Here is a 25,814-nt window from a genome sequence, read left to right as displayed (position 1 = left end):
TGGGGACAAAAAAACCCGCATCGGCGTCCCGAGCGGGTTTTTTCAGTGCCGGAACTGTAATCAGTACAGTTTCTTGGGCAGTTGCTGCGAACGCACGCGCTTGTAGTGGCGCTTGACGGCAGCAGCCTTCTTGCGCTTGCGCTCGGCCGTGGGCTTCTCATAGAACTCGCGGGCGCGCAGGTCGGTCAGCAGGCCCAGCTTTTCGATGGTGCGCTTGAAACGGCGCAGGGCAACTTCAAAAGGTTCGTTTTCTTTGATGCGGATAGTGGTCATTAGCTAATGGATTCAGTTAGTGCGAGAGTTTGCCGCAGGAAGATCGGGCCTGCGGGACAGCCCGCAAAAGTTTCCCCGTCATACAGTTGATCAGGCCGACGGGGTTTGCCAGCAAGGGTGAAATTATATGATGCCGTGGGCCGATGCGCAAGAAAGTGTGTGCTGGCGTTGCAAACAGGCTGCAATCGCTGTCCACTCGCTGCGCTCTGGCACGATGCCAGGTGGGCAGGAATAGGGGGATTTTCCCATGTCGGCCGCAGGCTTCCATGGTATTCTTGCACGCTTATTCTTATATAAGACCTAAGAGTTGCCTGCCACGGCAGGCGGCACGCATGCGTGGCTTCTGGCCGCCATGCAACCCTGTTTCACCGGCGCGCCGTGCGGTATCTGGCGATCCGGATCCGGTTTCTTATCTCTGGAGTCTTGCAAATGACTGCAACCGCTGTTCAACTGAACGTTCCCGATTTCGTCAAGCACCCGCAACTGATCGCCTGGGTGCAGGACATGGCCAATCTGTGCAAGCCTGACCAGGTCTACTGGTGCGATGGCAGCCAGGAAGAGTACGACCGCCTGTGTCAGCAGCTGGTAGACGCCGGCACCTTCCGCAAGCTGAACCCGGCCAAGCGTCCGGGCAGCTTCCTGGCCTGGTCTGACCCGTCCGACGTGGCACGCGTGGAAGACCGCACCTACATCTGCTCGCAGGACAAGGCCGATGCCGGCCCGACCAACAACTGGATGGATCCCGCCGAAATGCGCAAGACCCTGCAGCCGTTGTTCGACGGCTGCATGAAGGGCCGCACCATGTATGTGATCCCGTTCAGCATGGGCCCGCTGGGCAGCCCGATCGCCCATATTGGCGTGGAACTGTCTGACAGCGCCTACGTGGTGGTGAACCAGAAGATGATGACGCGCATGGGCAAGGCCGTCTATGACGTGCTGGGTACCGATGGCCCGTTCGTGCCCTGCGTGCACACGGTAGGCGCGCCGCTGGCCGAAGGCGAGAAGGACCAGACTTCCTGGCCCTGCAACCCGGATGTCAAGTACATCGTGCACTACCCCGAAACGCGCGAAATCTGGTCCTACGGCTCCGGTTACGGCGGCAATGCGCTGCTGGGCAAGAAGTGCCTGGCACTGCGCATCGCCTCCAAGATGGGCAAGGACCAGGGCTGGCTGGCCGAGCACATGCTGATCCTGGGCGTGACCAACCCCGAGGGCAAGAAGTACCACGTGGCTGCCGCTTTCCCGAGCGCTTGCGGCAAGACCAACTTCTCCATGCTGGTGCCGCCGCCAGCTTTCGAAGGCTGGAAGGTTACCACCATCGGTGACGATATCGCCTGGATCAAGCCGGGTGCCGATGGCAAGCTGTACGCGATCAACCCGGAAGCCGGCTACTTTGGCGTGGCTCCGGGCACCAATACGCTGACCAACCCGAACTGCATGGCCAGCCTGAACGAGAGCGTGATCTTCACCAACGTGGCACTGACCGATGACGGCGATGTCTGGTGGGAAGGCATGGAAAAGGACCAGGGCAAGATGCCGGATCACCTGATCGACTGGCAGGGCAAGGACTGGACGCCGGAAGACGGCAAGGCCGGCCGCAAGGCAGCCCACGCCAACGCCCGCTTCACCGTGGCCGCCATCAACAACCCGGCGCTGGACGAGGCCTGGGACGATCCGGCTGGCGTTGCCATCGATGCCTTCATCTTCGGTGGCCGCCGCAGCACCACCGTGCCGCTGGTGACCGAAGCGCGCAATTGGACCGAGGGCGTCTACATGGCGGCCACCATGGGTTCTGAAACCACCGCTGCCGCCTTTGGTGCGCAGGGCGTGGTGCGCCGTGACCCCTTCGCCATGCTGCCGTTCTGCGGCTACAACATGAGCGACTACTTCCAGCACTGGCTGGATCTGGGCGAGAAGCTGCAGGCCAGCGGTGCCCAGGTGCCGCCGATCTACTGCGTCAACTGGTTCCGCAAGGACGCCGACGGCAAGTTCGTCTGGCCGGGTTATGGCGAGAACATGCGCGTGCTGAAGTGGATGCTGGACCGCATCGAAGGCAAGGCAGCTGGCGAGCAGACCATGTTCGGCGTGGCCCCGTCCTACGACGAGATCAACTGGAATGGCCTGAGTTTCAGCGCCGACCAGTTCAAGACCGTCACCAGCGTCGACAAGGCGGCTTGGGCGGAAGAGTTCAAGTCGCACGACGAGCACTTCGACAAGCTGAAGGAGCGCCTGCCGAAGGCACTGGTCGAGACCAAGGCGGCGCTGGAGCAGCGTCTGGCCGAGGTGGCGTAAGCCTTCTCCTGTGAGCGGTTGCCCAGGCAGCCGCTGCGCGACCTCCATGTACAAGCCCCGCTTTCGAGCGGGGTTTGTGCGTTGGTGGGCTTGGGCGGATCAGGTCAGCAGCGATTCCGCCAGCGCTTCCGCACACGCATGCCCGCTGGCCCAGGCCCACTGGAAGTTGTAGCCGCCGAGCCAGCCGGTCACATCTACCGCTTCGCCAATCACGTACAGGCCGGGCACCCTGGTTTCCATGGTCTGCGAGGACACATCGCGCGTATCGATACCGCCCAGTGTCACCTCGGCCTTCAGATAGCCTTCGCTGCCATTCGGCACGATCTGCCAGCGTTGCAGGCTCTCGCAGAACTGCTGCAGCGCCTTGTCCGGCACATCCACGATCGGCCGCTGGCATGCCGGGTGCTGCGTGATCCAGTGCTCCACCAGGCGCGACGGCAGGTAATTGCCGATTTCGTTCACCAGCAGCTTGCGCGATGCACGGGCCTTGGCCTGCTGCAGCTGCTGCAGCAGGGCCGGGCGCTGCGGCGCATCGGGCAGCTTGCTGTGCTGGTCCGGAATCAGGTTGATGTGCAGCGGTTCGCCATCCTGCCAGTAGCTGGAAATCTGCAAGATCGCCGGGCCACTCAGGCCGCGGTGCGTGAACAGCAGGTCTTCGCTGAAGGCCATGCGCTGCTTCCGCTTGCCAACCGGCGCATCGGTGCCGATTTCCACTGGTAGCGCCACGCCGGACAGCGCGGAAAACGGCTGCCAGCTGGCGGCATCAAACGTCAGGGGCACCAGGCCGGGACGCGGCGCGATGGTACACAGGCCAAACTGCTGCGCCACGCGCCAGGCCAGATCGGTGGCGCCAATCTTGGGAATCGACAGGCCGCCGGTCGCCAGCACCACGGCGTGCGTCTCCACCCGGCCACGGGCGGTATCGAGCTGCCAGGGCAATGCCGATTCCGGCTGTTGCTGCAGGCCTTGCACCGCGCAGGGCTGCCAGCGCTCGACGCCACCGGTTTCGCATTCGCGCAGCAGCAGGTCGATGATGTCCTGCGCCGAGCGGTCACAGAACAGCTGGCCCTTGTGCTTTTCGTGAAAGGCAATGCGATGCCGCTGTACCAGCTCGATAAAGTCCTGTGCGCCATAACGCGCCAGTGCGCTGCGGCAGAAATGCGGGTTCTGGCTGATGAACTGCGCCGGCGTGGCGCCGGCATTGGTGAAGTTGCAGCGGCCACCGCCGCTGATGCGGATCTTTTCAGCCACCTTGGCCGCGTGGTCGATCAGCAGCACGCGCAGGCCGCGCTGGCCAGCCTGGCCGGCGCAGAACAGGCCGGCCGCGCCGGCGCCAATCACCACTACATCAAAGCTTGTCGTCGTCATGCGCCCACCTGTGCTGCCAGTTGCAGGATGATGGCGACCTGTTGCCGGATCGGCTCCGGCGCCGGCAGCCTGTCGGCCAGCACATCGGCGATGTACTGCGCCGTGGCTTGCGGATCCGTGCCATCGGGCAGCTCGGGCAGGGTAGCCAGGCTGCCCGATTGCGCCTCCGACAGCCAGACGCGCTGGCCGCGCACCAGGCCTTCCATGCGTGGCTGGCGGCGCGCATCGGCCACCACCTCGCCTTCGGTGCCGCGCAGCAGCAGGGCATGGTCTTGCATCACGGCCACTGTCGCCGCCATGGACAGCGCGTATTCCGGATGCGTATAGCTGCCCAGCACCAGGCTGCGGCCAGTCGGGCAGGGGTTCATCAGTTTTACCAGGCTGTGCGCGCTGTTGCGCAAGCCCATCTGGCGGCGCGCATCCAGCAGTCGCGCCAGTCCGGGATGCAGCGTGGCGGTGTCGATCCAGACCGGATCCTGGTCGCTGACCGGCAGCAGGGCGCGCAAGGGCTCCAGCACCTGCGGCACACTGACGCGGCGCTCTTCGGTTGCCATGCCGTGCAGCAGCACGCGCAGGCCCTGGCGCGCCAGCAGATGGGCCAGCAGTGGCGTCAGCAAGGGCAGCTTGCGGGCGCCGTTGTAGCTCGGGATCACGACCGTCAGGCGCTCGTCCTGCGGCCAGTCGGGATACTGCAGCGCGGCATGGGTGGCATCCAGAAAACCGGCCATCTCCTGCGGCGTTTCGCCCTTGATGCGCATCGCCATCAGGAAGGCGCCCGTGGCCAGCGCGTCGGTATCGCCGTTCAGCAGCAGGCTCCAGGCATGGCATGCCTGCTCGCGTGTCATGGGGCGCGCGCCATCCTTGCCGCGGCCGATGTCTTTCAGATAGGGGATCAGGGCATCTTGCATGGTGGTATTGTCAGCGAATCGTGCATGATCTGCTGATCGCCACGCTGCTGGTCGATATCCATCCGTTCCAGTGGCAGGCGCGGGCAGTGCTGGCAGCCTGAGGGCAATCGCGGCACAATGTCGGCCTGATGCAAACACCTCTCGCTTCCCCCTTGCTGGTTCTCGGTATCGAATCCTCCTGCGACGAAACCGGCGTCGCCTTGGTCGAGGCGCGCCCGGGCCAGGCGGTGCCCAGCCTGCTGGCGCATGCCCTGCACAGCCAGATCGACATGCACCAGGCCTATGGCGGCGTGGTGCCCGAATTGGCCAGCCGCGACCATATCCGTCGCGTCGTGCCGCTCACGCGCCAGGTGCTGGTCGAAGCAGGGCGCTCGCTGGCCGATGTTGATGTCGTGGCCTTCACGCGCGGTCCCGGTCTGGCCGGTGCGCTGCTGGTGGGCGCCGGTGCTGCCTGCGCGCTGGCAGCCTCGCTCGGCAAGCCGGTGCTCGGCGTGCACCACCTGGAGGGTCATCTGCTATCGCCGTTCCTGAGCGAGGATCCCCCCGAGTTTCCCTTTGTCGCACTGCTGGTTTCCGGCGGTCACACCCAGCTGATGCAGGTCGATGGAGTAGGGCAGTACACGCTGCTTGGCGAAACCATTGACGATGCCGCCGGTGAAGCCTTCGACAAGTCGGCCAAGCTGCTGGGACTGGGTTATCCGGGTGGCCCGGCGCTGTCGCGGCTGGCCGCCTTCGGCAATCCTGATGCCTATGCGCTGCCGCGACCGCTGCTGCACAGCGGTGATCTGAACTTTTCCTTTGCCGGTCTCAAGACCGCGGTCTTGACCCAGGTGCGCAAGATCGAGGGCCAGCCCTGCTACCAGACCCAGGCCGATCTCGCTGCCAGCACCCAGGCGGCCATCGTCGAGGTGCTGGTGAAAAAATCGCTCAAGGCGGTGGACCGCAGTGGCCTCAAGCGCCTGGTGGTCGCCGGCGGTGTCGGTGCCAACAGCGAATTGCGCGAACAGCTCAATGCCGCCTGCCGCAAGCGCCAGGTGCGCGTGCACTATCCCGAGCTGCACCTGTGCACCGACAACGGTGCCATGATCGCGCTGGCCGCCGCCATGCGCCTGCAGGCCGGCGTGGCCCAGGCAAGCCATGACTACGGTTTCGATGTGCGTCCGCGCTGGGATCTGGAGCAGCAGTCGGCCTGAGTCAGGCAGGCCTGGACGCAACAGCACGCTGGACAAATCTGCGCTGTCCTATATAATCTTCCGATTCACCTGCCCGTATGGGGTGGGCGAAAGCACGTCACAGGTAGTCCGGCTTGTGGCGCAAGTCAAATAATTCCCAAGGAAATCAACATGATCGATAAAGTTGCCGTTATCAAGGATAACGCCCGCGCCGCCAACGACACTGGCAGCCCGGAAGTTCAGGTGGCACTGCTGACCGCACGCATCAACACCCTGACCCCCCACTTCAAGACCCACTCCAAGGATCACCACGGTCGCCGTGGCCTGCTGCGCATGGTGAGCCGTCGCCGCAAGCTGCTGGACTACCTGAAGTCCAAGGACGCTGACCGCTACCTGGCGCTGATCGCCAAGCTGGGTCTGCGCAAGTAAGCGGGCACCGCATGCATGACGCCTGAGAGAGTGCCTTTCTCAGGCGTTTTGTTTTTTGTCCCCGGAGCAATGCAAGCGCGAGCGCTGTGTCATTCCACCAGTACCGTCCCGCGACGATCCTGACGGAATGGCATCGTGTGCTGCAGGACTCCATCCTTTCATTCACAGGAGACCCTCATGTCCATCTTCAACAAAGTCACCAAGACCTTCCAGTGGGGCCAGCACACCGTCACCCTCGAAACCGGTGAAATCGCCCGTCAGGCCAGCGGTGCTGTCCTGGTCAACATCGATGACACCGTGGTACTGGCGACCGTAGTCGGTTCCAAGACCGCCAAGCCGGGCCAGGACTTCTTCCCGCTGACCGTCGACTACATCGAGAAGACCTATGCGGCCGGCAAGATCCCGGGCAGCTTCTTCAAGCGTGAAGCCAAGCCCTCCGAGCTGGAAACCCTGACCAGCCGCCTGATCGACCGTCCGATCCGCCCGCTGTTCCCGGAAGGCTTCTACAACGAAGTGCACGTGGTGATCCACACCATCTCCCTGAATCCCGAAGTGGACGCCGACATCGCCGCCATGATTGGCGTGAGCGCGGCCCTGTCCATCTCCGGCATCCCGTTCAACGGTCCGATCGGCGCTGCGCGCGTGGGCTACGTCAACGGTGAATACGTGCTCAACCCGGGCCAGACCGAGCGCAAGAACAGCCAGCTGGACCTGGTCGTGGCCGGCACCGAAGCCGCCGTGCTGATGGTCGAATCCGAAGCCGACCAGCTGAGCGAAGACGTGATGCTGGGTGCCGTGGTGTTTGGCCACGAGCAGAGCCAGATCGCCATCAACGCGATCCACGAACTGGTGCGCGATGCCGGCAAGCCGGTCTGGGACTGGCAGCCGGAAGCCAAGGATGAAGACTTCATCGCCAAGGTCAACGCCGCTGCCGAAGACAAGCTGCGCGCTGCCTACCAGATCCGCAGCAAGCAGGCGCGTACCCAGGCTTGCCGCGAAGCCTACGCTGCTGCCAAGGCAGACCTGACGGCCCAGGGCGTCGAATTCGACGATGCCAAGCTGGAAAACCTGTTGTTTGACATCGAAGCCCGCATCGTGCGCGGCCAGATCCTGTCCGGCGAGCCGCGCATCGACGGTCGCGATACGCGTACCGTGCGCCCGATCGAGATCCGCACCGGCCTGCTGCCGCGCACCCACGGTTCCGCGCTGTTCACGCGTGGCGAAACCCAGGCGCTGGTGGTGGCCACGCTGGGCACCGACCGTGACGCCCAGCGCATCGACGCACTGGCCGGCGAATACGAAGACCGCTTCCTGCTGCACTACAACATGCCTCCCTTCGCGACTGGCGAAGTCGGCCGCATGGGCAGCACCAAGCGCCGCGAAGTCGGCCACGGCCGTCTGGCCAAGCGCGCGCTGGCGGCCTGCCTACCGAGCAAGGAGGACTTCCCCTACACCATCCGCGTGGTGTCCGAGATCACCGAATCCAACGGTTCCTCTTCCATGGCTTCCGTTTGCGGCGGTTGCCTGTCCCTGATGGACGCCGGCGTGCCGATGAAGGCGCACGTGGCCGGTATCGCCATGGGCCTGATCAAGGAAGACAACCGTTTCGCCGTGCTGACCGACATCCTGGGTGACGAAGATCACCTGGGTGACATGGACTTCAAGGTGGCCGGTACCACCTCCGGTATCACGGCACTGCAGATGGACATCAAGATCCAGGGCATCACCAAGGAAATCATGCAGGTTGCCCTGGCCCAGGCCAAGGAAGCGCGTCTGCACATCCTGGACAAGATGCAGGGCGCCATGGGCGAAGCCAAGACCGAAGTGTCCGAGTTCGCACCGCGCCTGTACACCATGAAGATCAACCCCGAGAAGATCCGCGACGTGATCGGCAAGGGTGGCGCCACCATCCGCCAGCTGACGGAAGAGACCGGCACCCAGATCGACATCGCCGAAGACGGCGTGATCACCATTGCCAGCACCGACGGTGCCAAGGCCGAGGAAGCCAAGCGTCGCATCGAACAGATCACGGCAGAAGTCGAGGTCGGCAAGATCTACGAAGGCCCGATCGTCAAGCTGCTGGACTTCGGTGCCCTGGTCAACGTGCTGCCGGGCAAGGATGGCCTGCTGCATATCAGCCAGATCGCCCACGAACGCGTCGAAAAGGTCACCGACTACCTGAGCGAAGGCCAGATCGTCCGCGTCAAGGCGCTGGAAACCGACGACAAGGGCCGCATCAAGCTGTCCATGAAGGCGCTGCTGGAGCGTCCCGAGCGCGCAGAGCGTGGTGATCGTGGCGACCGTGGTGACCGCAACGGCAACGGCAACGGCAACGGCCGTCAGGGCAACGACGCCGAGCAGCAGCAACAGCAGCAGTAATCGGCATGCAAGCAATCGCCATTACCGAGTTCGGCGGCCCTGAGGTCCTGCAGCGTACCGATTGCCCGGATCCGGTCGCAGGGCCGGGTCAGGTGCTGATCCGTGTCGCCGCGTCCGGTGTCAACCGTCCGGACGTGGTGCAGCGCAAGGGCAACTACCCGGCGCCGCCGGGCGAGTCCGAGCTGCCTGGTCTGGAGATCGCCGGCGAGATCATCGCTGGTGATGCCGAGGCCATGCAGCAGGCCGGTTTCGCCATCGGCGATCAGGTCTGCGCGCTGGTCGCTGGCGGTGGCTATGCCGAGCTCTGCGTGGCGCCGGTGGCCCAGTGCCTGCCGGTGCCGACCGGCCTGAGCCTGATCGAGGCGGCCAGCCTGCCCGAAACCTTCTACACGGTCTGGAGCAACGTCTATGACCGTGCCCGCCTGCAGCCGGGCGAAACCCTGCTGGTGCAGGGCGGCAGCAGCGGTATTGGCGTCACGGCGATCCAGATGGCCAAGGCGCGCGGATCGCGCGTCATCGTCACGGCCGGCTCGGACGAGAAGTGCCAGGCCTGCCTGGCACTGGGCGCCGATCACGCGATCAACTACAAGACACAGGATTTCGTCGAACAAGTGCTTGCCATCACCGATGGCAAGGGCGTGGACGTGGTACTGGACATGGTCGCTGGCGACTATGTGGCACGCGAGGTGAAATGCCTGGCCGAAGATGGTCGTATTGTCATCATTGCCGTGCAGGGTGGTACCAAGGCCGAATTCAACGCCGGTCTGGTGCTCACGCGCCGCCTGTCCATCATCGGTTCCACGCTGCGCAAGCAGCCGGTCGCCTTCAAGGCGGCCATTGCGCAGCAGCTGCGCCAGCAGGTCTGGCCACTGATCGAAGCCGGCAGCATCAAGCCGGTCATCCATTCGGCATTCCCGGCTGCCGAAGCGGCGCAGGCGCATACGCTGATGGAATCCAACCAACACATTGGAAAAATCGTACTGACCTGGTAAGGCAAGGAGAGTCACATGAGAAAGATGATTGCTGGCAACTGGAAAATGAATGGCAACCTGGCCGCCAACGAGGCGCTGGTGCAAGGCATTCTGGCTGGTATTGGCGAGCCCGCCTGTGATGTGGTGGTCTGCCCGCCGGGCATTTATGTCGCTCAGGTGCAGGCCCTGCTGGCCGGCCAGGACAAGGTCGCGCTGGGCGTGCAGAACGTGTCACAGCACCAGAACGGTGCCTATACCGGTGACGTCTCTGCCGAGATGCTGAAGGAATTCGGCGTGCGCTACGCCATCGTCGGCCATAGCGAGCGTCGTCAGCACCAGGCGGAAACCGACACCAACGTCGCCATCAAGGCCAAGCGTGCCCTCGAAGCCGGCATCACGCCCATCGTCTGCGTTGGTGAAACCCAGCGCGAGCGTGACGAAGGCATGACCGACTACATCGTGCGCCGCCAGCTGGCCGCCGTGACCCATCTGGTGGGCCACTGCATCAGCGAAATCGTGGTCGCCTACGAACCGGTCTGGGCTATTGGCACCGGCAAGACGGCGACTCCGGAAGAGGCGCAGCACGTGCACGCCATCATGCGTACCCAGCTGCGTGCAGCCAGTGAACAGGCTGACCGTATCCGCCTGCTCTACGGCGGCAGCATGAACGCCTCCAACGCGGCGCAGCTGTTGGCTCAGCCCGACATCGACGGTGGCCTGTCTCTACGGCGGCAGCATGAACGCCTCCAACGCGGCGCAGCTGTTGGCTCAGCCCGACATCGACGGTGGCCTGATCGGTGGTGCTGCGCTCAAGCCGCAGGATTTCCTCGCCATCATCGCTGCAGCGCAATAAAATAACGGGTTTGCCGCGTGTGCGGCAAACCTTTCTCCGGTAACGATTTCATGACTATTCTTCACAACCTCCTGCTGGTCATCCAGGTGCTGTCGGCCCTGGCCATGATCGGCCTGATCCTGGTACAGCACGGCAAGGGTGCCGATATGGGCGCGGCCTTTGGTGCCGGCTCTTCCGGCAGCCTGTTTGGTGCCTCTGGCAGTGCCAACTTCCTGTCGCGCACCACTGCCGTACTGGCAACGGTGTTCTTTGTATCCACGCTGATCCTGGCCTATTTCGGCAACCTGCCGAATACCGGCGGTTCCGGCAGCGTGCTGAGCGGTCTGGTCAATGCGCCGGCTGTCACTGCTTCCGCACCGGCTGAAGCGGCTTCTGCGCCGGCATTGGCTGCCGAGTCGCTGGTGCCGGGTGCTGCTGCCGTGGTGCCCGCGGCTGCCGTGCCGGCATCGCAACCTGCCTCCGTGGCAGCGTCTGCGGCATCCGCCAGCTAATTGTTACAAGTGTGTCCCGCAGGCAGGTCGGGACACTCAAGAAAAACCCTGCCCAGAGCGTCCCGCCCGTTGAATATGGTTACAATGAGGGGCTAACCCGGATAGGTGGTATTCCCACCTTCCATGCTCCGGGAAGAGACACGATTGCCGTCGTGGTGGAATTGGTAGACACGCTATCTTGAGGGGGTAGTGGCGAAAGCTGTGCGAGTTCGAGTCTCGCCGACGGCACCAGAATCACCTTTGGCCACTGGCCAGATTTTTCTGCAGGAAAACATGGATCTCTCGCAATATCTTCCCGTCATGCTGTTCGTGATCGTGGGCGTCCTGGTCGGCGCGGCCTGTCTGCTCATGGGTCGTGGACTGGGGCCCAACCGCCCCGATCCCGCCAAGAACTCCCCCTATGAATGTGGCTTCGAGGCCTTTGAAGATGCGCGCATGAAGTTTGACGTGCGCTACTACCTCGTGGCCATTCTGTTCATCCTGTTTGACCTGGAAGTGGCATTCCTCTTCCCCTGGGCTGCTGCCTACAAGCAGCTGGGTCCGGTCGGCTTCTGGGCCGCCATGATCTTCCTGTTCATCCTGCTCATCGGATTCATCTACGAGTGGAAGAAGGGCGCCCTGGATTGGGAATAAACGCAGGTTGAGGGTGGCTGGCCGCACTGCGTCAGCTGTCCGCGCTTCTGGAGAGTCGCATGTCGATTGAAGGTGTTTTCAAGGAAGGCTTCATCACCACCAGCTATGACGCGGTGGCGAACTGGGCCAAGACCGGGTCGATCTGGCCCATGACGTTTGGCCTGGCCTGCTGTGCTGTCGAGATGATGCACGCGGCCAGTGCGCGCTATGACCTGGCGCGCTTTGGTGCCGAGGTGTTCCGCGCCAGTCCGCGCCAGTCCGACCTGATGATCGTGGCCGGTACGCTGTGCAACAAGATGGGTCCGGCCCTGCGCAAGGTCTACGACCAGATGGCCGAGCCGCGCTGGGTGCTGTCCATGGGCTCCTGTGCCAACGGTGGCGGCTACTACCACTACAGCTATTCGGTGGTGCGCGGCTGTGACCGCGTGGTGCCGGTTGATGTCTATGTGCCGGGCTGCCCGCCCACGGCCGAGGCGCTGATCTACGGCATCCTGCAGCTGCAGCAGAAGATCCGTCGCACCAACACCATTGCCCGCGCCTGAGGAGATCACGCATGACTGCCTACGCTGTAGATATCCAGGCCCTGTCCAATACCGTGACCCAGCTGCTGGGTGACAAGATCCGTTCTTCCGTGATGGCCCGCGGCGAGTTGACCATCGAGGTCGCTGCTGCAGATTACGTCGAAGTCGCACGCCAGCTGCGCGATGCGCCTGGCTGCCAGTTCGAGCAACTGATCGACCTGTGTGGCGTCGACTATTCCGATTACCGCAACGAGGTCTGGGAAGGCCCGCGCTATTGCGTGGTGCTGCACCTGCTGTCCATCACGCTGAACCAGCGCCTGCGCCTGAAGGTGTTCGCGCCCGATGACGACTTCCCGGTGGTGTCTACCATCAATGACGTCTGGGCGTCTGCCAACTGGTTCGAGCGCGAAGCCTTCGACCTGTATGGCATCGTGTTCGAGGGACATCCGGATCTGCGCCGCATCCTGACCGACTATGGTTTCATTGGTCACCCGTTCCGCAAGGACTTTCCGCTGTCCGGCCACGTCGAAATGCGTTACGACGAAGAGCAGAAGCGCGTGGTGTACCAGCCGGTGACCATCGAGCCGCGCGAGATCACGCCGCGCATCATCCGCGAAGACAACTACGGGGGGCTGCACTGATCGCCGGCGACGGCGAGAAGGAATGACTTATGGCTGAAATCAAGAACTACACCCTGAACTTCGGTCCGCAGCACCCGGCAGCGCACGGCGTGCTGCGTCTGGTGCTGGAGCTGGACGGCGAGGTGGTGCAGCGTGCCGACCCGCACATTGGCCTGCTGCACCGTGCCACCGAAAAGCTGGCCGAGCACAAAACCTTTCTGCAGACGCTGCCCTACATGGACCGTCTGGACTATGTGTCCATGATGTGCAACGAGCACGCCTACTGCCTGTCGGTCGAGAAGCTGCTTGGCATCGAGGTGCCGATCCGCGCGCAGTACATCCGCGTCATGTTCTCCGAGATCACGCGTATCCTGAACCACCTGATGTGGCTGGGTTCGCACGGTAACGACTGCGGCAGCTCGACCATCCTGATGTACACCTTCCGCGAGCGCGAAGACCTGTTCGACATGTACGAGGCCGTTTCCGGCGCGCGCATGCACGCAGCCTACTTCCGCCCGGGTGGTGTCTACCGTGACCTGCCGGACAGCATGCCGCAGTTCGAAAGCAAGCTGCGCAGCAGTGGTTCGGTCGACAAGATCAACCAGGCACGCCGTGGCTCGCTGCTCGACTTTATCGAGGACTTCACCAACCGCTTTCCCAAGTGTGTGGACGAGTATGAGACCCTGCTCACCGAGAACCGCATCTGGAAGCAGCGTACCGTCGGTATCGGCGTGCTGTCCCCCGAGCGTGCCATCAACCTCGGCATGACCGGCCCGATGCTGCGTGGCTCCGGCATCGCCTGGGACCTGCGCAAGACGCAGCCCTACGAGGTCTATGACCGCATGGATTTCGATATCCCTGTGGGCGTCACTGGCGATACCTACGACCGTTATCTGGTGCGCATGAAGGAAATGCGCGAGTCCAACCGCATCATCAAGCAGTGCGTGGACTGGCTGCGTGCCAACCCGGGTCCGGTCATCACTGACAACCGCAAGGTGGCACCGCCGCCGCGCGCGAACATGAAGTCGGGTATGGAAGACCTGATCCACCACTTCAAGCTGTTCACGGAAGGTTTCCACGTGCCGGAAGGCGAGGCCTACGCGGCTGTCGAGCACCCCAAGGGCGAGTTCGGCATCTACCTGATCAGCGATGGTGCCAACAAGCCCTACCGCATGAAGATCCGGCCGCCGGGCTTTGTGCACCTGGCTGCCCTGGATGAACTCGCTACCGGCCACATGCTGGCCGACGCCGTGGCGGTGATCGGCACGCTGGACATTGTGTTTGGAGAGATTGACCGATGATTTCTGAAGCTACCAAGGCGCGCTTCGCCAAGGAAGTGGCCAAGTACCCCGACGAGCAGAAGCAGTCTGCCGTCATGGCCTGCCTGTCCATCGTGCAGCAGGAGCAGGGTCACATCACGGCCGAGAGCGAGCGCGAGATTGCCGAGTACCTCGACATGGCACCGATGGCCGTGCATGAAGTCACGACCTTCTACAACATGTACAACCAGCAACCGGTCGGCAAGTACAAGCTGGCCGTGTGCACCAACCTGCCGTGCCAGCTGCGCGACGGTGGCAAGGCGCTCAAGTATCTGGAAGACAAGCTGGGCGTCACTGCTGGCGAAACCACGGCCGATGGCCTGTTCACGCTGCAGCAATGCGAATGCCTGGGTGCCTGCGCCGATTCCCCGGTGATGCTGGTGAACGATCGCAGCATGTGCAGCTTCATGTCCGTCGAGCGCCTGGAGGCGCTGGTGGAAGGTCTGCGTAACGCGGAGGGCAAGGCATGAGCGTGAGCAACGTCCTGGCGCAATTCGCGTCCAGCGGTCAGGAAACCTGTTTCCATGGCCGCCATATCGATCCGCAGATCTACAAGGATCTGAACGGCAGCAACTGGAGCCTCAAGGACTACGAGGCGCGTGGTGGTTACCAGGCGCTGCGCAAGATCCTGGGCAAGGATGACGGCAATGGCATGTCGCAGGACGATGTCATCGCCACCATGAAGGAATCCGCGCTGCGCGGTCGTGGTGGTGCCGGCTTCCCGTCCGGCCTGAAGTGGAGCTTCATGCCGCGCAACTTCCCGGGCCAGAAATATATCGTCTGCAACTCGGACGAGGGTGAGCCCGGTACCTGCAAGGACCGTGACATCCTGATGTTCAACCCGCATATCGTGATCGAAGGCATGATCATTGCGGGCTTTGCCATGGGTGCCAGCGTCGGCTACAACTACATCCACGGCGAGATCTTCCAGGTCTACGAGCGTTTCGAGGCCGCCCTGGAAGAGGCGCGTGCTGCCGGCTATCTGGGCAACAACATCCTGGGCAGTGATTTCAGCTTCCAGTTGCACGCACACCATGGTTTCGGTGCCTACATCTGTGGCGAGGAAACTGCGCTGCTGGAGTCGCTGGAAGGCAAGAAGGGCCAGCCGCGCTTCAAGCCGCCGTTCCCGGCCAGCTTCGGCCTGTACGGCAAGCCGACCACCATCAACAACACCGAGACCTTTGCTGCCGTGCCGTGGATCATCCGCCACGGTGGCCAGGCCTACCTGGAGTGTGGCAAGCCGAACAACGGCGGCACCAAGATCTACTCCGTTTCCGGTGACGTCAACCTGCCGGGCAACTATGAAGTGCCCATGGGTACGCCGTTTGCCACCCTGCTGGAGCTGGCGGGTGGCGTGCGCAGCGGTCGCAAGCTGAAGGCCGTGATCCCGGGTGGCTCTTCCTCCCCGGTGCTGCCGGCCGACATCATGATGCAGTGCACCATGGATTACGATTCCATCGCCAAGGCCGGCTCCATGCTGGGTTCCGGTGCCGTGATCGTGATGGATGACAGCCGTTGCATGGTCAAGTCGCTGCTGCGCCTGAGCTATTTCTACATGCACGAGTCCTGCGGCCAGTGCACGCCTTGTCGCGAAGGTACCGGCTGGCTGTGGCGCGTGGTGCAGCGTATCGAAAACGGCCAGGGTCGTCCGGAAGATCTGGACTTGCTGGATTCCGTCGCTGGCAACATCATGGGCCGCACCATCTGTGCGCTGGGCGATGCCGCCGCCATGCCAGTGCGTGCCATGCTGAAGCACTTCCGCGATGAATTCGCCTACCACATCGAGCACAAGACCTGTCAGGTCCCTGCCTATATTTGACGAGTGATCGCCATGGTTGAAATCGAACTGGACGGAAAGAAGATCGAGGTACCGGAAGGCAGCATGATCATGCATGCTGCCGAAGGTGCCGGAACCTTCATTCCGCATTTTTGCTATCACAAGAAGCTGAGCATTGCGGCCAACTGCCGCATGTGCCTGGTGGAAGTCGAGAAAATGCCCAAGGCCGTGCCGGCCTGTGCCACGCCGGTGGCCCAGGGCATGATCGTCCACACCAATAGCCCGCGCGCGCTGGCGGCACAGCAGTCCGTCATGGAATTCCTGCTGATCAACCACCCGCTGGATTGCCCGATCTGTGACCAGGGTGGCGAGTGCCAACTGCAGGATCTGGCAGTGGGCTATGGCAACAATACCTCGCGCTATGAAGAAGAAAAGCGTGTGGTCGTGCCCAAGGATGTCGGCCCGCTGATCTCCATGGAGGAGATGAGCCGTTGCATCCAGTGCACGCGCTGCGTGCGCTTTGGCCAGGAAATTGCCGGCCAGATGGAGCTCGGCATGTCCAACCGCGGCGAACACGCGGAAATCGAGACTTTCGTCGGCGCCACGGTGGACTCCGAGCTGTCCGGCAACATGATCGACATCTGCCCGGTCGGTGCGCTGACCAGCAAGCCGTTCCGCTACAGCGCCCGTACCTGGGAGCTGGGTCGCCGCAAGTCGGTCGCGCCGCATGATGCCTCGGGTGCCAACCTGATCGTGCAGGTCAAGAACCACCAGGTGCTGCGTGTCGTGCCGTTCGAGAACGAAGCCGTCAACGAGTGCTGGATTGCCGACCGTGACCGTTTCAGCTACGAATCGCTGAATGGCCCGGATCGCCTGACCGCCCCGATGATCAAGCAGGGCGGCAGCTGGCAGGAAGTCAGCTGGCAGGTCGCACTGGAATACGTGGCCAATGGCCTGAAGCAGATTGCTACCGAACATGGTGCCAACAGCATCGGCGCACTGGTCAGCCCGCACAGCACCCTGGAAGAGCTGGCGCTGGCCGGCAAGCTGGTGCGCGGTCTGGGTAGCGACAACATCGACCACCGTCTGCGCCGCGCTGATTTCAGCGCCACCAACGGCAAGGTCCGCTGGCTGGGCATGCCGGTTGCCGCACTGAGCACGCAGCAACGCGTGCTGGTGGTGGGCAGCAACCTGCGCAAGGACCATCCGCTGTTTGCCCAGCGTATCCGCCAGGCCGTGCGCCATGGCGCCCAGGTCAACGCACTGGTCGAGCAGCGCCAGGACTGGGCCATGCCCGTCAAGAACGTGCTGCAGGCCGATGCCACCGACTGGACGCAGGCGCTGGCCAATATCGCTGCCGCTGTTGCCGAGCAGAAGGGCGTTGCCGCTCCGGCCGCTGGCCAGGCAGATGACACCGCACAGGCCATCGCCAAGTCCCTGCTGGGCGGCGAGCGCAAGGCCGTGCTGCTGGGTAACGCTGCTGCCCACCATGCCCAGGCCGAAAGCCTGCTGGCACTGGCGCAGTGGATTGCTGCACAGACCGGTGCCAGCTTCGGTTATCTGACCGAAGCCGCCAATACCGTGGGTGCCCAGTTTGTCGGCGCGCAACCGCAGGCCGGTGGCCTGGACGCCGCTGGCATGGTAACGGGTGCGCTGAAGGCTGCAATCCTGCTGAACACCGAACCTGAGTTTGATACTGCTGCCGGTCAGCAGGCTGTGGCCGGCCTGAACCAGGCACAGATGATTGTCACGCTGAGCCCGTTCAAGGCGAACATGGCGATCAGCGATGTGCTGCTGCCGATCAGCCCGTTTACCGAAACGTCGGGTACGTTCGTCAACGCCGAAGGCCGCGCCCAGAGCTTCCATGCCGTGGTCAAGCCGCTGGCTGATACCCGTCCGGGCTGGAAGGTGTTGCGCGTGCTGGGCAACCTGCTGCAACTGCAGGGCTTTGACGCCGAATCCTCGCAGGACGTGCTGGCAGGCTTGGGCCTGGAACAGCGCGAAGAGGGCGCTTTCGTCGCCCGCCTGGACAACAGCACGGATGCTGCCATCACCGTGGCCAAGGCCGACGGTCGTCCGGCGGTGGCCTCCATTTATCAACTCGACAGCCTGGTGCGCCGCGCACCGGCGCTGCAGGCCACGGCGGATGCCCGTGCTGCCGCTAGCACGCAGGGGGTGAGCGCATGATGGACGCAATCTTTGCCGCAGGCGAAGGCCTGATCCAGGCTGCCTGGTGGATGGAAGTGGTATGGCCGGTGATCTGGGCGCTGCTCAAGATCATCATCGTGGTCATTCCGCTGATGCTGTGCGTGGCCTACCTGACCTACTGGGAGCGTCGCTTGCTGGGCTTCATGCAGCACCGTCGTGGTCCGAACCGCGTCGGCCCGCTGGGCCTGCTGCAGCCGATGGCCGACGGCCTGAAGCTGCTGACCAAGGAGCTGATCAAGCCGGATCGTGCCCACACCTGGATCTACTACATGGGTCCGTTGATGGCGATCATGCCGGCACTGGCGGCCTGGGCCGTGATGCCCTTCGGTCCCGATGTGGCACTGGCCAACGTCAACGCCGGTCTGCTGCTGATCATGGCGATCACCTCGATCGAGGTGTATGGCGTGATCATGGCCGGCTGGGCTTCCAACTCCAAGTACCCCTTCCTGGGCGCGCTGCGCGCATCGGCCCAGATGATTTCCTATGAAATCGCCATGGGCTTCTGCCTGCTGGTGGTGGTACTGGTGGCTGGCAGCATGAACATGGGCGAGATCGTCACGGGCCAGGCCTCGGGTCGCTTTGCCGACATGGGCGTCAACTTCCTGTCCTGGAACTGGCTGCCGCTGCTGCCGATCTTCATGGTCTACCTGATCTCCGGCGTGGCCGAAACCAACCGTCACCCGTTTGACGTGGTCGAGGGCGAGGCGGAAATCGTCGCTGGTCACATGGTGGAGTATTCCGGCATGGGCTTCGCGGTCTTCTTCCTGGCCGAGTACGCCAACATGATCCTGTTCTCGCTGCTGGCGGTGGTCATGTTCCTGGGTGGCTGGCTGCCCCCGTTCGAGTTCCTGAGCTTCATTCCGGGCTGGATCTGGCTGTTCGTCAAGACCTTTGTCGTGGTGAGCATGTTCATCTGGATCCGCGCCACCTTCCCGCGCTATCGCTATGACCAGATCATGCGTCTGGGCTGGAAGATCTTCATCCCGCTGACGCTGTTCTGGCTGGTGCTGGTAGCGGCATGGATGCAGACCTCCTGGAATATCTGGCCGTAAGGAGGAGTACGAGATGTCTACAACTACCAAAACCGAATCCGGCTTCAGCCTGAAGGACTTCCTCGGCAGCTTCATGCTGGCCGAGCTGTTCAAGGGCATGGCCCTGACCGGCCGCTACGCCTTCAAGAGCAAGGTGACGCTGAACTATCCGGAAGAAAAGACGCCGCTGAGCCCGCGCTTTCGCGGCCTGCACGCACTGCGCCGTTACGAGAATGGCGAAGAGCGCTGCATTGCCTGCAAGCTGTGCGAAGCCGTCTGCCCGGCGATGGCGATCACCATCGAGTCCGACCAGCGTGATGACGGTACACGTCGTACCACGCGTTATGACATCGACCTGACCAAGTGCATCTTCTGCGGTTTCTGCGAAGAGAGCTGCCCGGTCGACTCCATCGTCGAGACACACATCTTCGAATACCACGGCGAAAAGCGTGGCGACCTGTACTTCACCAAGGACATGTTGCTGGCCGTGGGAGACAAGTACGAAGCCCAGATCGCTGCCAGCAAGGCGGCGGATGCGCCGTACCGTTGATAGACCAGGGAATACATACGAGGACAACATGGACGTCAAAACTGGTCTTTTCTATCTGTTTGCTGTGGTGCTGGTGTTCGCGGCTTTCCGCGTGATCACTGCACGCAACCCGGTCAGCGCGGTGCTGTACCTGGTGCTGTCGTTCTTCCAGGCATCCGCCATCTGGATGCTGCTGGAGGCCGAATTCCTCTCCATCACCCTGGTGCTGGTGTATGTCGGCGCCGTGATGGTGCTGTTCCTGTTCGTCGTGATGATGCTGGACGAGGACGTCGAGCGGCTCAAGGCAGGATTCTGGAAACACTTCCCGGCAGCTGCCGTGGTTGGTGTGCTGGTGATCGTGCAGCTGGCCATCATCCTGCTGAGCAACTTCACTGAAACCCAGCCGCTGCCGATGCGCGGCATAGACGGCGCTCCGCTGCCGCCTGATGCCTCGAACACGACCGAGTTGGGCAAGCTGCTGTATACGCATTACCTGTACCCGCTGGAAATCGCCGCCATCATCCTGCTGGTGGCCATGATCAGCGCCATTGCCCTGACCATGCGCAAGCGCAAGGACAGCAAGGCCATTTCTCCCTCCCTGCAGGTGCATGTGCGCTCTGCTGACCGTGTCCGCATGGTGAAGATGGAGGCGACCAAGGCTGCACCTGTTGCCGAGGCAACGGAGGAGAACAAAGCATGAGTCTGACTATCGGCCATTTCCTGACCCTGGGCGGGATCCTGTTTGCGTTCGCGGCAGTGGGCATCTTCCTGAACCGCAAGAACCTGATCGTGCTGCTGATGTGCGTCGAGATGATGCTGCTGGCAGTGAACATGAACTTCGTGACCTTCTCCCGCTTCTGGGGTGACCTGAACGGGCAGATCTTTGTGTTCTTCATCATGACTGTGGCAGCTGCCGAAGCCGCCATTGGTCTGGCCATCCTGGTGCTGCTGTTCCGCAACAAGTCCAGCATCGATGTGGATGAACTCAACGTGCTGAAGGGGTAATCACAACATGACACAAGCGACCCTTTCGACAACGACCCTGGTCATCATTGCCTTTCTGCCGCTGCTGACTGCCACTCTGGTAGGCATCTTCGGTACGGCGATCGGTGGCCGCATCCTGGGCAACAAGGCTTCGCACACGCTGACCATTGGCGGCGTGCTGGTGTCCTGCGTGTTGTCCGTGATGGTGCTGATGCAGGTGCTGGACGGCGCCCGCTACGACCAGACGCTGTACAACTGGCTGACCATCGGCGGCCTGAAGATGGAAGTCGGCTTCATGGTCGACAGCCTGACCGCCATGATGATGGTGGTGGTGACCTCGGTGTCCCTGATGGTGCACATCTACACCATTGGCTACATGCAGGGTGACCCGGGCTACAACCGTTTCTTCTCCTACATCTCGCTGTTCACCTTCTCCATGCTGATGCTGGTGATGAGCAACAACTTCATGCAGCTGTTCTTTGGCTGGGAAGCAGTGGGCCTGGTGTCCTACCTGCTGATCGGCTTCTGGTACCAGCGTCCGACGGCGATCTTCGCCAACATGAAGGCGTTCCTGATCAACCGCGTGGGTGACTTCGGCTTCATCCTGGGTATCGGCCTGCTGCTGGCCTATACCGGCACGCTGAACTACACCGAATTCTTTGGCAAGGTCGACACGCTGGCCAACCAGACCATGCCGGGTACCGGCTGGCAAATCGTGACCGTGGCGTCCATCTGCCTGTTCATCGGTGCCATGGGCAAGTCGGCGCAGTTCCCGCTGCACGCCTGGCTGCCGGATTCCATGGAAGGCCCGACGCCGATTTCTGCACTGATCCACGCGGCCACCATGGTGACCGCCGGCATCTTCATGGTGTCGCGCATGTCCCCGCTGTTCGAGATGAGCGATGCAGCGCTGAACTTCATCCTGATCATTGGTGCCATCACTGCCTTCTTCATGGGTATCCTGGGCGTGATCCAGAACGACATCAAGCGCGTGGTGGCGTACTCCACGCTGTCGCAACTGGGTTACATGACCATGGCCCTGGGCGCTTCTGCCTACTCCGTGGCCGTGTTCCACCTGATGACGCACGCCTTCTTCAAGGCCCTGCTGTTCCTGGCGGCCGGTTCCGTCATCATCGGCATGCACCATAACCAGGACATCCGCTGGATGGGCAATGTGCGCAAGTACATGCCGATCACCTGGATCACCTTCCTGATCGGTACGTTGTCCCTGATCGGCACGCCGTTCTTCTCGGGCTTCTACTCCAAGGAGAGCATCATCGAGGCGCTGCACTTCAGCACGCTGCCGGCAGCCGGCATCGCCTACTGGGCGGCGCTGCTGAGCGTGTTCGTGACCTCGCTGTACAGCTTCCGCGTCTACTTCCTGGTCTTCCACGGCAAGGAGCGCTACGACCAGAACCCGGAACCGCATCACGACGATCACCATGATGACCATGGCGACGGCAAGCCGCACGAATCTCCGTGGGTGGTGACGCTGCCGCTGGTACTGCTGGCGATCCCCTCCGTGGTGATCGGCTACCTGGCCGTGGACGCCATGCTGTTCGGTGACTTCTTCAAGGACGCGATCCATGTGGATGCCCGTCATCCGGCCATGGCAACCTACGCTGACCACTGGGTCAACGTGTTCCACGGTGCCACAGGCTTTGCCCTGCATGCGGTACAGACCATGCCGTTCTGGCTGACGGTGGCCGGCTTTGCCGTCGCCTACTTCCTGTACATGATGAAAAACAATGTGGCAACCAGCCTGGCCAAGGCCTTTGCCCCGATCATCACCGTGCTGGAAAACAAGTACTACGTCGACTGGATCAACGAGAACATCGTGGCGCGCGGCGCGCGCTGCCTGGGTACCGGCCTGTGGAAGGCTGGTGACCAGGGCCTGATCGATGGCGCCATCGTGAATGGTTCCTGGAAGGTCGTCGGCGGTATCGCTTCGGTGGTCCGGAAAGTCCAGACCGGCTTTATCTACCACTATGCCCTGGCGATGATCCTGGGCGTGCTGGTGATGGTGGCCTGGTTCGTCTGGTTCGCCTAATTAGGGAGAAATAGAAAAATGGGATTGTTGAGCCTGGCCATCTGGCTACCCATCGCGATCGGAGCCGTTCTGCTCGCCTTCAACGAGGATCGCCACGCCCGCATGGTGCGCTGGATTGCGTTGATCGGTTCCATCGCCAGCTTCCTGGTGACGATACCGCTGTACACCGGTTTCCAGCTGAGCACGGCTGCCCTGCAGTTCGTGGAAAAGAATCCGTGGATTCCGCGTTTCAACATCAACTACCACCTCGGTGTTGATGGCATCTCGCTGTGGTTCGTGCTGCTGACCGCCTTCATCACCGTGGTGGTGGTGATCTCTGCCTGGGAAGTGATTTCCCAGCGGGTGAACCAGTACATGGCCGCTTTCCTGATTCTCAGCGGCGCCATGATCGGCGTGTTCGCGGCCCAGGATGCGATGCTGTTCTACGTGTTCTTCGAGGCCACGCTGATCCCGATGTACCTGATCATCGGTATCTGGGGTGGTCCGCGCAAGATTTACGCTGCCTTCAAGTTCTTCCTGTATACGCTGCTCGGTTCACTGCTAATGCTGGTCGCACTGGTCTACCTGTACAACGTGTCCGGTGGCAGCTTCGACTTCCAGACCTGGTACCAGCTGCCCTTGGGTAGCACGGCACAGACGCTGCTGTTCTTCGCCTTCTTCGCTGCCTTTGCCGTGAAGATCCCGATGTGGCCGGTACATACCTGGCTGCCGGACGTGCACGTGGAAGCGCCTACCGGTGGTTCTGCCGTGCTGGCGGCGATCATGCTGAAGCTGGGCGGCTACGGTTTCCTGCGCTTCAACCTGCCGATCACACCGGACGCCTCGCAAGAGTGGGCCTGGCTGATGATTGCGCTGTCACTGATCGCCGTGATCTATGTGGGTCTGGTGGCGCTGGTGCAGAAGGACATGAAGAAGCTGGTGGCGTACTCGTCAGTGGCACACATGGGCTTCGTGACGCTGGGCTTCTTTGTCTTCAGCGACATCGGTGTCTCCGGTGCCATCGTGCAGATGATTGCCCACGGTTTTGTCTCTGCTGCCATGTTCCTGTGCATTGGCGTGCTGTACGATCGCGTGCATTCGCGTGAAATTGCCGACTACGGCGGTGTCATCAACACCATGCCCAAGTTCGCTGCCTTTGCGCTGCTGTTCTCCATGGCCAACAGCGGCCTGCCGGCAACGGCTGGCTTCGTCGGCGAGTGGATGGTGATCCTCGCCAGCGTCAAGTACGACTTCTGGATTGGCCTGCTGACGGCTACGGCCCTGATCCTGGCGGCGTCCTACACCCTGTGGATGTACAAGCGCGTCTACCTGGGTCCAGTCACCAACGACAATGTCCGCGCCCTGAAGGACATCAACTGCCGCGAATTCGTGATGCTGGCGCTGCTGGCCATCGCCGTGCTGGCCATGGGTGTCTATCCCAAGCCCTTCACTGACGTCATGGACGCTTCTGTTGCACAACTGCTGCAACAAGTGGCTGCGACCAAACTGCCCTGAGAGAGCCTGCAATGATTGACAAACTGAGTTGGATTGCCATCTATCCGGAAATTTTCCTGGCGGTGATGGCCTGCGTGATCCTGCTGGCCGACCTGTTCGTGAAGAGCCCTGGTCGCGTGCCGACCTACCTGCTGACGCAGCTGACGCTACTGGCACTGGTGGTGATCCAGGCGCTGTATGCCCTCAACGGCTTCACCGTGTACGCGTTCAGCGATACGGTGGTGAGCGATACCATGGGCAACTGGCTGAAGTGCTTTGCGGCCCTGGCGACTTTCGTGACGCTGGTCTATGCCCGTCCGTACTCCGAGCAGCGCGGCATGTTCCTGCGCGGTGGTGAACTGTACCCGCTGGTGCTGTTCAGCCTGCTGGGCATCTTCGTGTTGATCTCGGCCAACCACTTCCTGCTGATCTACCTGGGTCTGGAACTGCTGACACTGCCGTCCTACGCGATGGTGGCACTGCGCCGCGACAACTCTGAAGCCAGCGAATCGGCCATGAAGTACTTTGTGCTAGGCTCGCTGTCCTCCGGCTTCCTGCTGTACGGCATGTCCATGCTGTACGGTGCCACTGGCTCGCTGCTGCTGCCTGAAGTGCAGCACGTGATCGCCAGCGGCATGGCCAAGACCGAGATTCTGGTGTTTGGCGTGGTATTCATCGTTTCCGGTCTGGCGTTCAAGCTGGGCGCGGTGCCGTTCCACATGTGGATGCCCGACGTCTACCAGGGTGCTCCGACCTCGATCACGCTGGTGATTGCCGCTGCGCCCAAGCTGGCCGCGTTTGCCATGGCGATCCGCCTGCTGGTGGAAGGCATGCTGCCGATGGCGGTGGAATGGCAGCAGATGCTGATCATCCTGGCCGTGCTGTCGCTGCTGGTGGGTAACCTGGCGGCCATCATGCAGCAGAACATCAAGCGCATGCTGGCGTTCTCGACCATTGCCCAGATCGGCTTCGTGCTGCTGGCACTGGCGGCTGGCTACACCAACAACAGCTACAGCAACGTGGTCGATGCCTATTCGGCCGGCATGTTCTATGTCGTGACCTATGTGCTGACGACGCTGGTAAACTTCGGCGTGATCCTGCTGCTGGCACGTGACGGTTTCGAGTGCGACAACATCAATGACCTGGCTGGCCTGAACCAGCGTAGCCCGCTGTATGCCGGCGTGATGGCGATCAGCCTGCTGTCGCTGGCCGGTATCCCGCCCATGGTCGGCTTCTACGCCAAGATGAGCGTGCTGCAGGCACTGGTGTCTTCCGGTACTGCCCTGCACATCGGCCTGGCCGTGTTTGCCGTGGTCATGTCGCTGATCGGCGCGTTCTACTACCTGCGCGTGATCAAGATCATGTACTTTGATGCACCCAACCCGCGCCTGCCGGAAACCCTGCATGCCGGTCTGGACGTGCGTGCCGTGCTGTCCCTGAACGGTGCCCTGGTGCTGGTGCTGGGCCTGATGCCGGCTGGTCTGATGAGCCTGTGTGCCCACGCGATTTATCGCATGCTGTCGGCCTGAGGTA

23 protein-coding genes, 1 tRNA gene and 1 pseudogene are annotated in these 25,814 nt (G+C 62.3%); 22 read left to right on the top strand and 3 right to left on the bottom strand.

Annotation, left to right across the window (positions count from 1 at the left end):
* Nucleotides 1–60: 60 nt before the first annotated feature.
* Complete coding sequence (gene rpsU, locus ACI3EV_RS09090; RefSeq protein WP_018715221.1) at nucleotides 61–273, bottom strand: 30S ribosomal protein S21; 213 nt, start codon at nucleotides 271–273, stop codon at nucleotides 61–63.
* Between the two features lie 429 nt (nucleotides 274–702).
* On the opposite strand from rpsU, the gene ACI3EV_RS09085 reads away from it, so the two are divergent.
* Nucleotides 703–2,565 carry a phosphoenolpyruvate carboxykinase (GTP) gene (locus tag ACI3EV_RS09085; protein WP_329771494.1) on the top strand — a complete coding sequence of 621 codons (1,863 nt, stop codon included), beginning with the start codon at nucleotides 703–705 and terminating at the stop codon, nucleotides 2,563–2,565.
* 99 nt (nucleotides 2,566–2,664) lie between these two features.
* Here the strand turns inward: ACI3EV_RS09085 and ACI3EV_RS09080 are convergent, their stop codons facing one another.
* Together ACI3EV_RS09080 and ybiB are read right to left on the bottom strand one after the other, a co-directional pair.
* A complete protein-coding gene (locus tag ACI3EV_RS09080; RefSeq protein ID WP_337690443.1) occupies nucleotides 2,665–3,933 on the bottom strand; it encodes an NAD(P)/FAD-dependent oxidoreductase in 1,269 nt (422 codons plus the stop codon).
* Nucleotides 3,930–4,841: a DNA-binding protein YbiB gene (gene ybiB / locus ACI3EV_RS09075; RefSeq protein WP_337690445.1), complete on the bottom strand. Its 912-nt coding sequence runs from the start codon at nucleotides 4,839–4,841 to the stop codon at nucleotides 3,930–3,932. The genes ACI3EV_RS09080 and ybiB overlap by 4 nt, the downstream gene beginning before the upstream one ends.
* Before the next feature lie 152 nt (nucleotides 4,842–4,993).
* Between ybiB and tsaD the strand changes: the two genes are divergently transcribed.
* From tsaD to nuoN, 21 genes and pseudogenes are all read left to right on the top strand, one after another.
* Nucleotides 4,994–6,034, top strand: coding sequence for a tRNA (adenosine(37)-N6)-threonylcarbamoyltransferase complex transferase subunit TsaD (tsaD, locus tag ACI3EV_RS09070; protein WP_329771531.1), 1,041 nt, complete (start codon nucleotides 4,994–4,996; stop codon nucleotides 6,032–6,034).
* 150 nt (nucleotides 6,035–6,184) lie between these two features.
* A complete protein-coding gene (rpsO, locus tag ACI3EV_RS09065) occupies nucleotides 6,185–6,442 on the top strand; it encodes a 30S ribosomal protein S15 (protein WP_329771491.1) in 258 nt (85 codons plus the stop codon).
* Between the two features lie 177 nt (nucleotides 6,443–6,619).
* Nucleotides 6,620–8,821: a polyribonucleotide nucleotidyltransferase gene (gene pnp, locus ACI3EV_RS09060; protein ID WP_337690448.1), complete on the top strand. Its 2,202-nt coding sequence runs from the start codon at nucleotides 6,620–6,622 to the stop codon at nucleotides 8,819–8,821.
* A 5-nt stretch (nucleotides 8,822–8,826) separates the two neighbouring features.
* The gene (locus ACI3EV_RS09055) at nucleotides 8,827–9,813 is read left to right on the top strand and encodes an NAD(P)H-quinone oxidoreductase (RefSeq protein ID WP_329771489.1); all 987 of its coding nucleotides are present in this window, start codon (nucleotides 8,827–8,829) and stop codon (nucleotides 9,811–9,813) included.
* Between the two features lie 15 nt (nucleotides 9,814–9,828).
* Nucleotides 9,829–10,645 (top strand): annotated as a pseudogene (gene tpiA / locus ACI3EV_RS09050) (triose-phosphate isomerase).
* Nucleotides 10,646–10,695: 50 nt separating this feature from the next.
* The gene (secG, locus tag ACI3EV_RS09045) at nucleotides 10,696–11,136 is read left to right on the top strand and encodes a preprotein translocase subunit SecG (RefSeq protein WP_329771487.1); all 441 of its coding nucleotides are present in this window, start codon (nucleotides 10,696–10,698) and stop codon (nucleotides 11,134–11,136) included.
* A 146-nt stretch (nucleotides 11,137–11,282) separates the two neighbouring features.
* Nucleotides 11,283–11,367, top strand: a tRNA-Leu gene (locus tag ACI3EV_RS09040).
* 42 nt (nucleotides 11,368–11,409) lie between these two features.
* A complete protein-coding gene (locus ACI3EV_RS09035) occupies nucleotides 11,410–11,769 on the top strand; it encodes an NADH-quinone oxidoreductase subunit A (protein WP_329771486.1) in 360 nt (119 codons plus the stop codon).
* 59 nt (nucleotides 11,770–11,828) lie between these two features.
* Nucleotides 11,829–12,311 (top strand): NADH-quinone oxidoreductase subunit B family protein, encoded by a 483-nt coding sequence (locus tag ACI3EV_RS09030; protein WP_329771485.1) that lies wholly within the window; start codon nucleotides 11,829–11,831, stop codon nucleotides 12,309–12,311.
* A gap of 11 nt (nucleotides 12,312–12,322) precedes the next feature.
* Entirely contained in the window at nucleotides 12,323–12,931 is a 609-nt protein-coding gene (locus ACI3EV_RS09025; protein ID WP_329771484.1) for an NADH-quinone oxidoreductase subunit C, read from the top strand.
* A gap of 29 nt (nucleotides 12,932–12,960) precedes the next feature.
* Nucleotides 12,961–14,211, top strand: a complete 1,251-nt coding sequence (locus ACI3EV_RS09020) for an NADH-quinone oxidoreductase subunit D (RefSeq protein WP_329771483.1) — start codon at nucleotides 12,961–12,963, stop codon at nucleotides 14,209–14,211.
* Nucleotides 14,208–14,699 (top strand): NAD(P)H-dependent oxidoreductase subunit E, encoded by a 492-nt coding sequence (locus ACI3EV_RS09015; protein WP_329771482.1) that lies wholly within the window; start codon nucleotides 14,208–14,210, stop codon nucleotides 14,697–14,699. The genes ACI3EV_RS09020 and ACI3EV_RS09015 overlap by 4 nt, the downstream gene beginning before the upstream one ends.
* Nucleotides 14,696–16,048 carry an NADH-quinone oxidoreductase subunit NuoF gene (gene nuoF / locus ACI3EV_RS09010; RefSeq protein ID WP_337690455.1) on the top strand — a complete coding sequence of 451 codons (1,353 nt, stop codon included), beginning with the start codon at nucleotides 14,696–14,698 and terminating at the stop codon, nucleotides 16,046–16,048. Before ACI3EV_RS09015 ends, nuoF begins: the two co-directional genes overlap by 4 nt.
* A 12-nt stretch (nucleotides 16,049–16,060) precedes the next feature.
* Nucleotides 16,061–18,193, top strand: coding sequence for an NADH-quinone oxidoreductase subunit NuoG (gene nuoG / locus ACI3EV_RS09005; protein ID WP_337690457.1), 2,133 nt, complete (start codon nucleotides 16,061–16,063; stop codon nucleotides 18,191–18,193).
* Entirely contained in the window at nucleotides 18,190–19,266 is a 1,077-nt protein-coding gene (gene nuoH, locus ACI3EV_RS09000; RefSeq protein ID WP_329771479.1) for an NADH-quinone oxidoreductase subunit NuoH, read from the top strand. The genes nuoG and nuoH overlap by 4 nt, the downstream gene beginning before the upstream one ends.
* A 13-nt stretch (nucleotides 19,267–19,279) precedes the next feature.
* Nucleotides 19,280–19,795 carry an NADH-quinone oxidoreductase subunit NuoI gene (gene nuoI, locus ACI3EV_RS08995; protein ID WP_329771478.1) on the top strand — a complete coding sequence of 172 codons (516 nt, stop codon included), beginning with the start codon at nucleotides 19,280–19,282 and terminating at the stop codon, nucleotides 19,793–19,795.
* A gap of 28 nt (nucleotides 19,796–19,823) precedes the next feature.
* Nucleotides 19,824–20,474 carry an NADH-quinone oxidoreductase subunit J gene (locus ACI3EV_RS08990; protein ID WP_337690460.1) on the top strand — a complete coding sequence of 217 codons (651 nt, stop codon included), beginning with the start codon at nucleotides 19,824–19,826 and terminating at the stop codon, nucleotides 20,472–20,474.
* Nucleotides 20,471–20,779 (top strand): NADH-quinone oxidoreductase subunit NuoK, encoded by a 309-nt coding sequence (gene nuoK, locus ACI3EV_RS08985; RefSeq protein WP_329771476.1) that lies wholly within the window; start codon nucleotides 20,471–20,473, stop codon nucleotides 20,777–20,779. Before ACI3EV_RS08990 ends, nuoK begins: the two co-directional genes overlap by 4 nt.
* A gap of 7 nt (nucleotides 20,780–20,786) precedes the next feature.
* Nucleotides 20,787–22,808 carry an NADH-quinone oxidoreductase subunit L gene (nuoL, locus tag ACI3EV_RS08980; protein ID WP_329771475.1) on the top strand — a complete coding sequence of 674 codons (2,022 nt, stop codon included), beginning with the start codon at nucleotides 20,787–20,789 and terminating at the stop codon, nucleotides 22,806–22,808.
* An 18-nt stretch (nucleotides 22,809–22,826) separates the two neighbouring features.
* On the top strand, nucleotides 22,827–24,302 hold the full coding sequence (locus ACI3EV_RS08975) for an NADH-quinone oxidoreductase subunit M (protein ID WP_337690462.1): 1,476 nt from the start codon (nucleotides 22,827–22,829) through the stop codon (nucleotides 24,300–24,302).
* Between the two features lie 11 nt (nucleotides 24,303–24,313).
* Nucleotides 24,314–25,810 (top strand): NADH-quinone oxidoreductase subunit NuoN, encoded by a 1,497-nt coding sequence (nuoN, locus tag ACI3EV_RS08970; RefSeq protein ID WP_329771473.1) that lies wholly within the window; start codon nucleotides 24,314–24,316, stop codon nucleotides 25,808–25,810.
* The last annotated feature ends 4 nt before the right edge of the window (nucleotides 25,811–25,814 follow it).

The sequence above is a fragment of the Allobrachymonas wangyanguii genome, from assembly GCF_045055315.1.
In the GTDB taxonomy this organism is placed as follows: Bacteria; Pseudomonadota; Gammaproteobacteria; order Burkholderiales; family Burkholderiaceae_C; genus Brachymonas; species Brachymonas wangyanguii.
This window is presented reverse-complemented; position numbering and strand designations above follow the sequence as displayed.

What these genes read in the sequence shown, in the direction of transcription:
- rpsU (WP_018715221.1), bottom strand. Translation starts at nt 273, where the DNA reads ATGACCACTATCCGCATCAAAGAAAACGAACCTTTTGAAGTTGCCCTG.
- ACI3EV_RS09085 (WP_329771494.1), top strand. Translation starts at nt 703, where the DNA reads ATGACTGCAACCGCTGTTCAACTGAACGTTCCCGATTTCGTCAAGCAC.
- ACI3EV_RS09080 (WP_337690443.1), bottom strand. Translation starts at nt 3,933, where the DNA reads ATGACGACGACAAGCTTTGATGTAGTGGTGATTGGCGCCGGCGCGGCC.
- ybiB (WP_337690445.1), bottom strand. Translation starts at nt 4,841, where the DNA reads ATGCAAGATGCCCTGATCCCCTATCTGAAAGACATCGGCCGCGGCAAG.
- rpsO (WP_329771491.1), top strand. Translation starts at nt 6,185, where the DNA reads ATGATCGATAAAGTTGCCGTTATCAAGGATAACGCCCGCGCCGCCAAC.
- pnp (WP_337690448.1), top strand. Translation starts at nt 6,620, where the DNA reads ATGTCCATCTTCAACAAAGTCACCAAGACCTTCCAGTGGGGCCAGCAC.
- ACI3EV_RS09055 (WP_329771489.1), top strand. Translation starts at nt 8,827, where the DNA reads ATGCAAGCAATCGCCATTACCGAGTTCGGCGGCCCTGAGGTCCTGCAG.
- secG (WP_329771487.1), top strand. Translation starts at nt 10,696, where the DNA reads ATGACTATTCTTCACAACCTCCTGCTGGTCATCCAGGTGCTGTCGGCC.
- ACI3EV_RS09035 (WP_329771486.1), top strand. Translation starts at nt 11,410, where the DNA reads ATGGATCTCTCGCAATATCTTCCCGTCATGCTGTTCGTGATCGTGGGC.
- ACI3EV_RS09030 (WP_329771485.1), top strand. Translation starts at nt 11,829, where the DNA reads ATGTCGATTGAAGGTGTTTTCAAGGAAGGCTTCATCACCACCAGCTAT.
- ACI3EV_RS09025 (WP_329771484.1), top strand. Translation starts at nt 12,323, where the DNA reads ATGACTGCCTACGCTGTAGATATCCAGGCCCTGTCCAATACCGTGACC.
- ACI3EV_RS09020 (WP_329771483.1), top strand. Translation starts at nt 12,961, where the DNA reads ATGGCTGAAATCAAGAACTACACCCTGAACTTCGGTCCGCAGCACCCG.
- ACI3EV_RS09015 (WP_329771482.1), top strand. Translation starts at nt 14,208, where the DNA reads ATGATTTCTGAAGCTACCAAGGCGCGCTTCGCCAAGGAAGTGGCCAAG.
- nuoF (WP_337690455.1), top strand. Translation starts at nt 14,696, where the DNA reads ATGAGCGTGAGCAACGTCCTGGCGCAATTCGCGTCCAGCGGTCAGGAA.
- nuoG (WP_337690457.1), top strand. Translation starts at nt 16,061, where the DNA reads ATGGTTGAAATCGAACTGGACGGAAAGAAGATCGAGGTACCGGAAGGC.
- nuoH (WP_329771479.1), top strand. Translation starts at nt 18,190, where the DNA reads ATGATGGACGCAATCTTTGCCGCAGGCGAAGGCCTGATCCAGGCTGCC.
- nuoI (WP_329771478.1), top strand. Translation starts at nt 19,280, where the DNA reads ATGTCTACAACTACCAAAACCGAATCCGGCTTCAGCCTGAAGGACTTC.
- ACI3EV_RS08990 (WP_337690460.1), top strand. Translation starts at nt 19,824, where the DNA reads ATGGACGTCAAAACTGGTCTTTTCTATCTGTTTGCTGTGGTGCTGGTG.
- nuoK (WP_329771476.1), top strand. Translation starts at nt 20,471, where the DNA reads ATGAGTCTGACTATCGGCCATTTCCTGACCCTGGGCGGGATCCTGTTT.
- nuoL (WP_329771475.1), top strand. Translation starts at nt 20,787, where the DNA reads ATGACACAAGCGACCCTTTCGACAACGACCCTGGTCATCATTGCCTTT.
- ACI3EV_RS08975 (WP_337690462.1), top strand. Translation starts at nt 22,827, where the DNA reads ATGGGATTGTTGAGCCTGGCCATCTGGCTACCCATCGCGATCGGAGCC.
- nuoN (WP_329771473.1), top strand. Translation starts at nt 24,314, where the DNA reads ATGATTGACAAACTGAGTTGGATTGCCATCTATCCGGAAATTTTCCTG.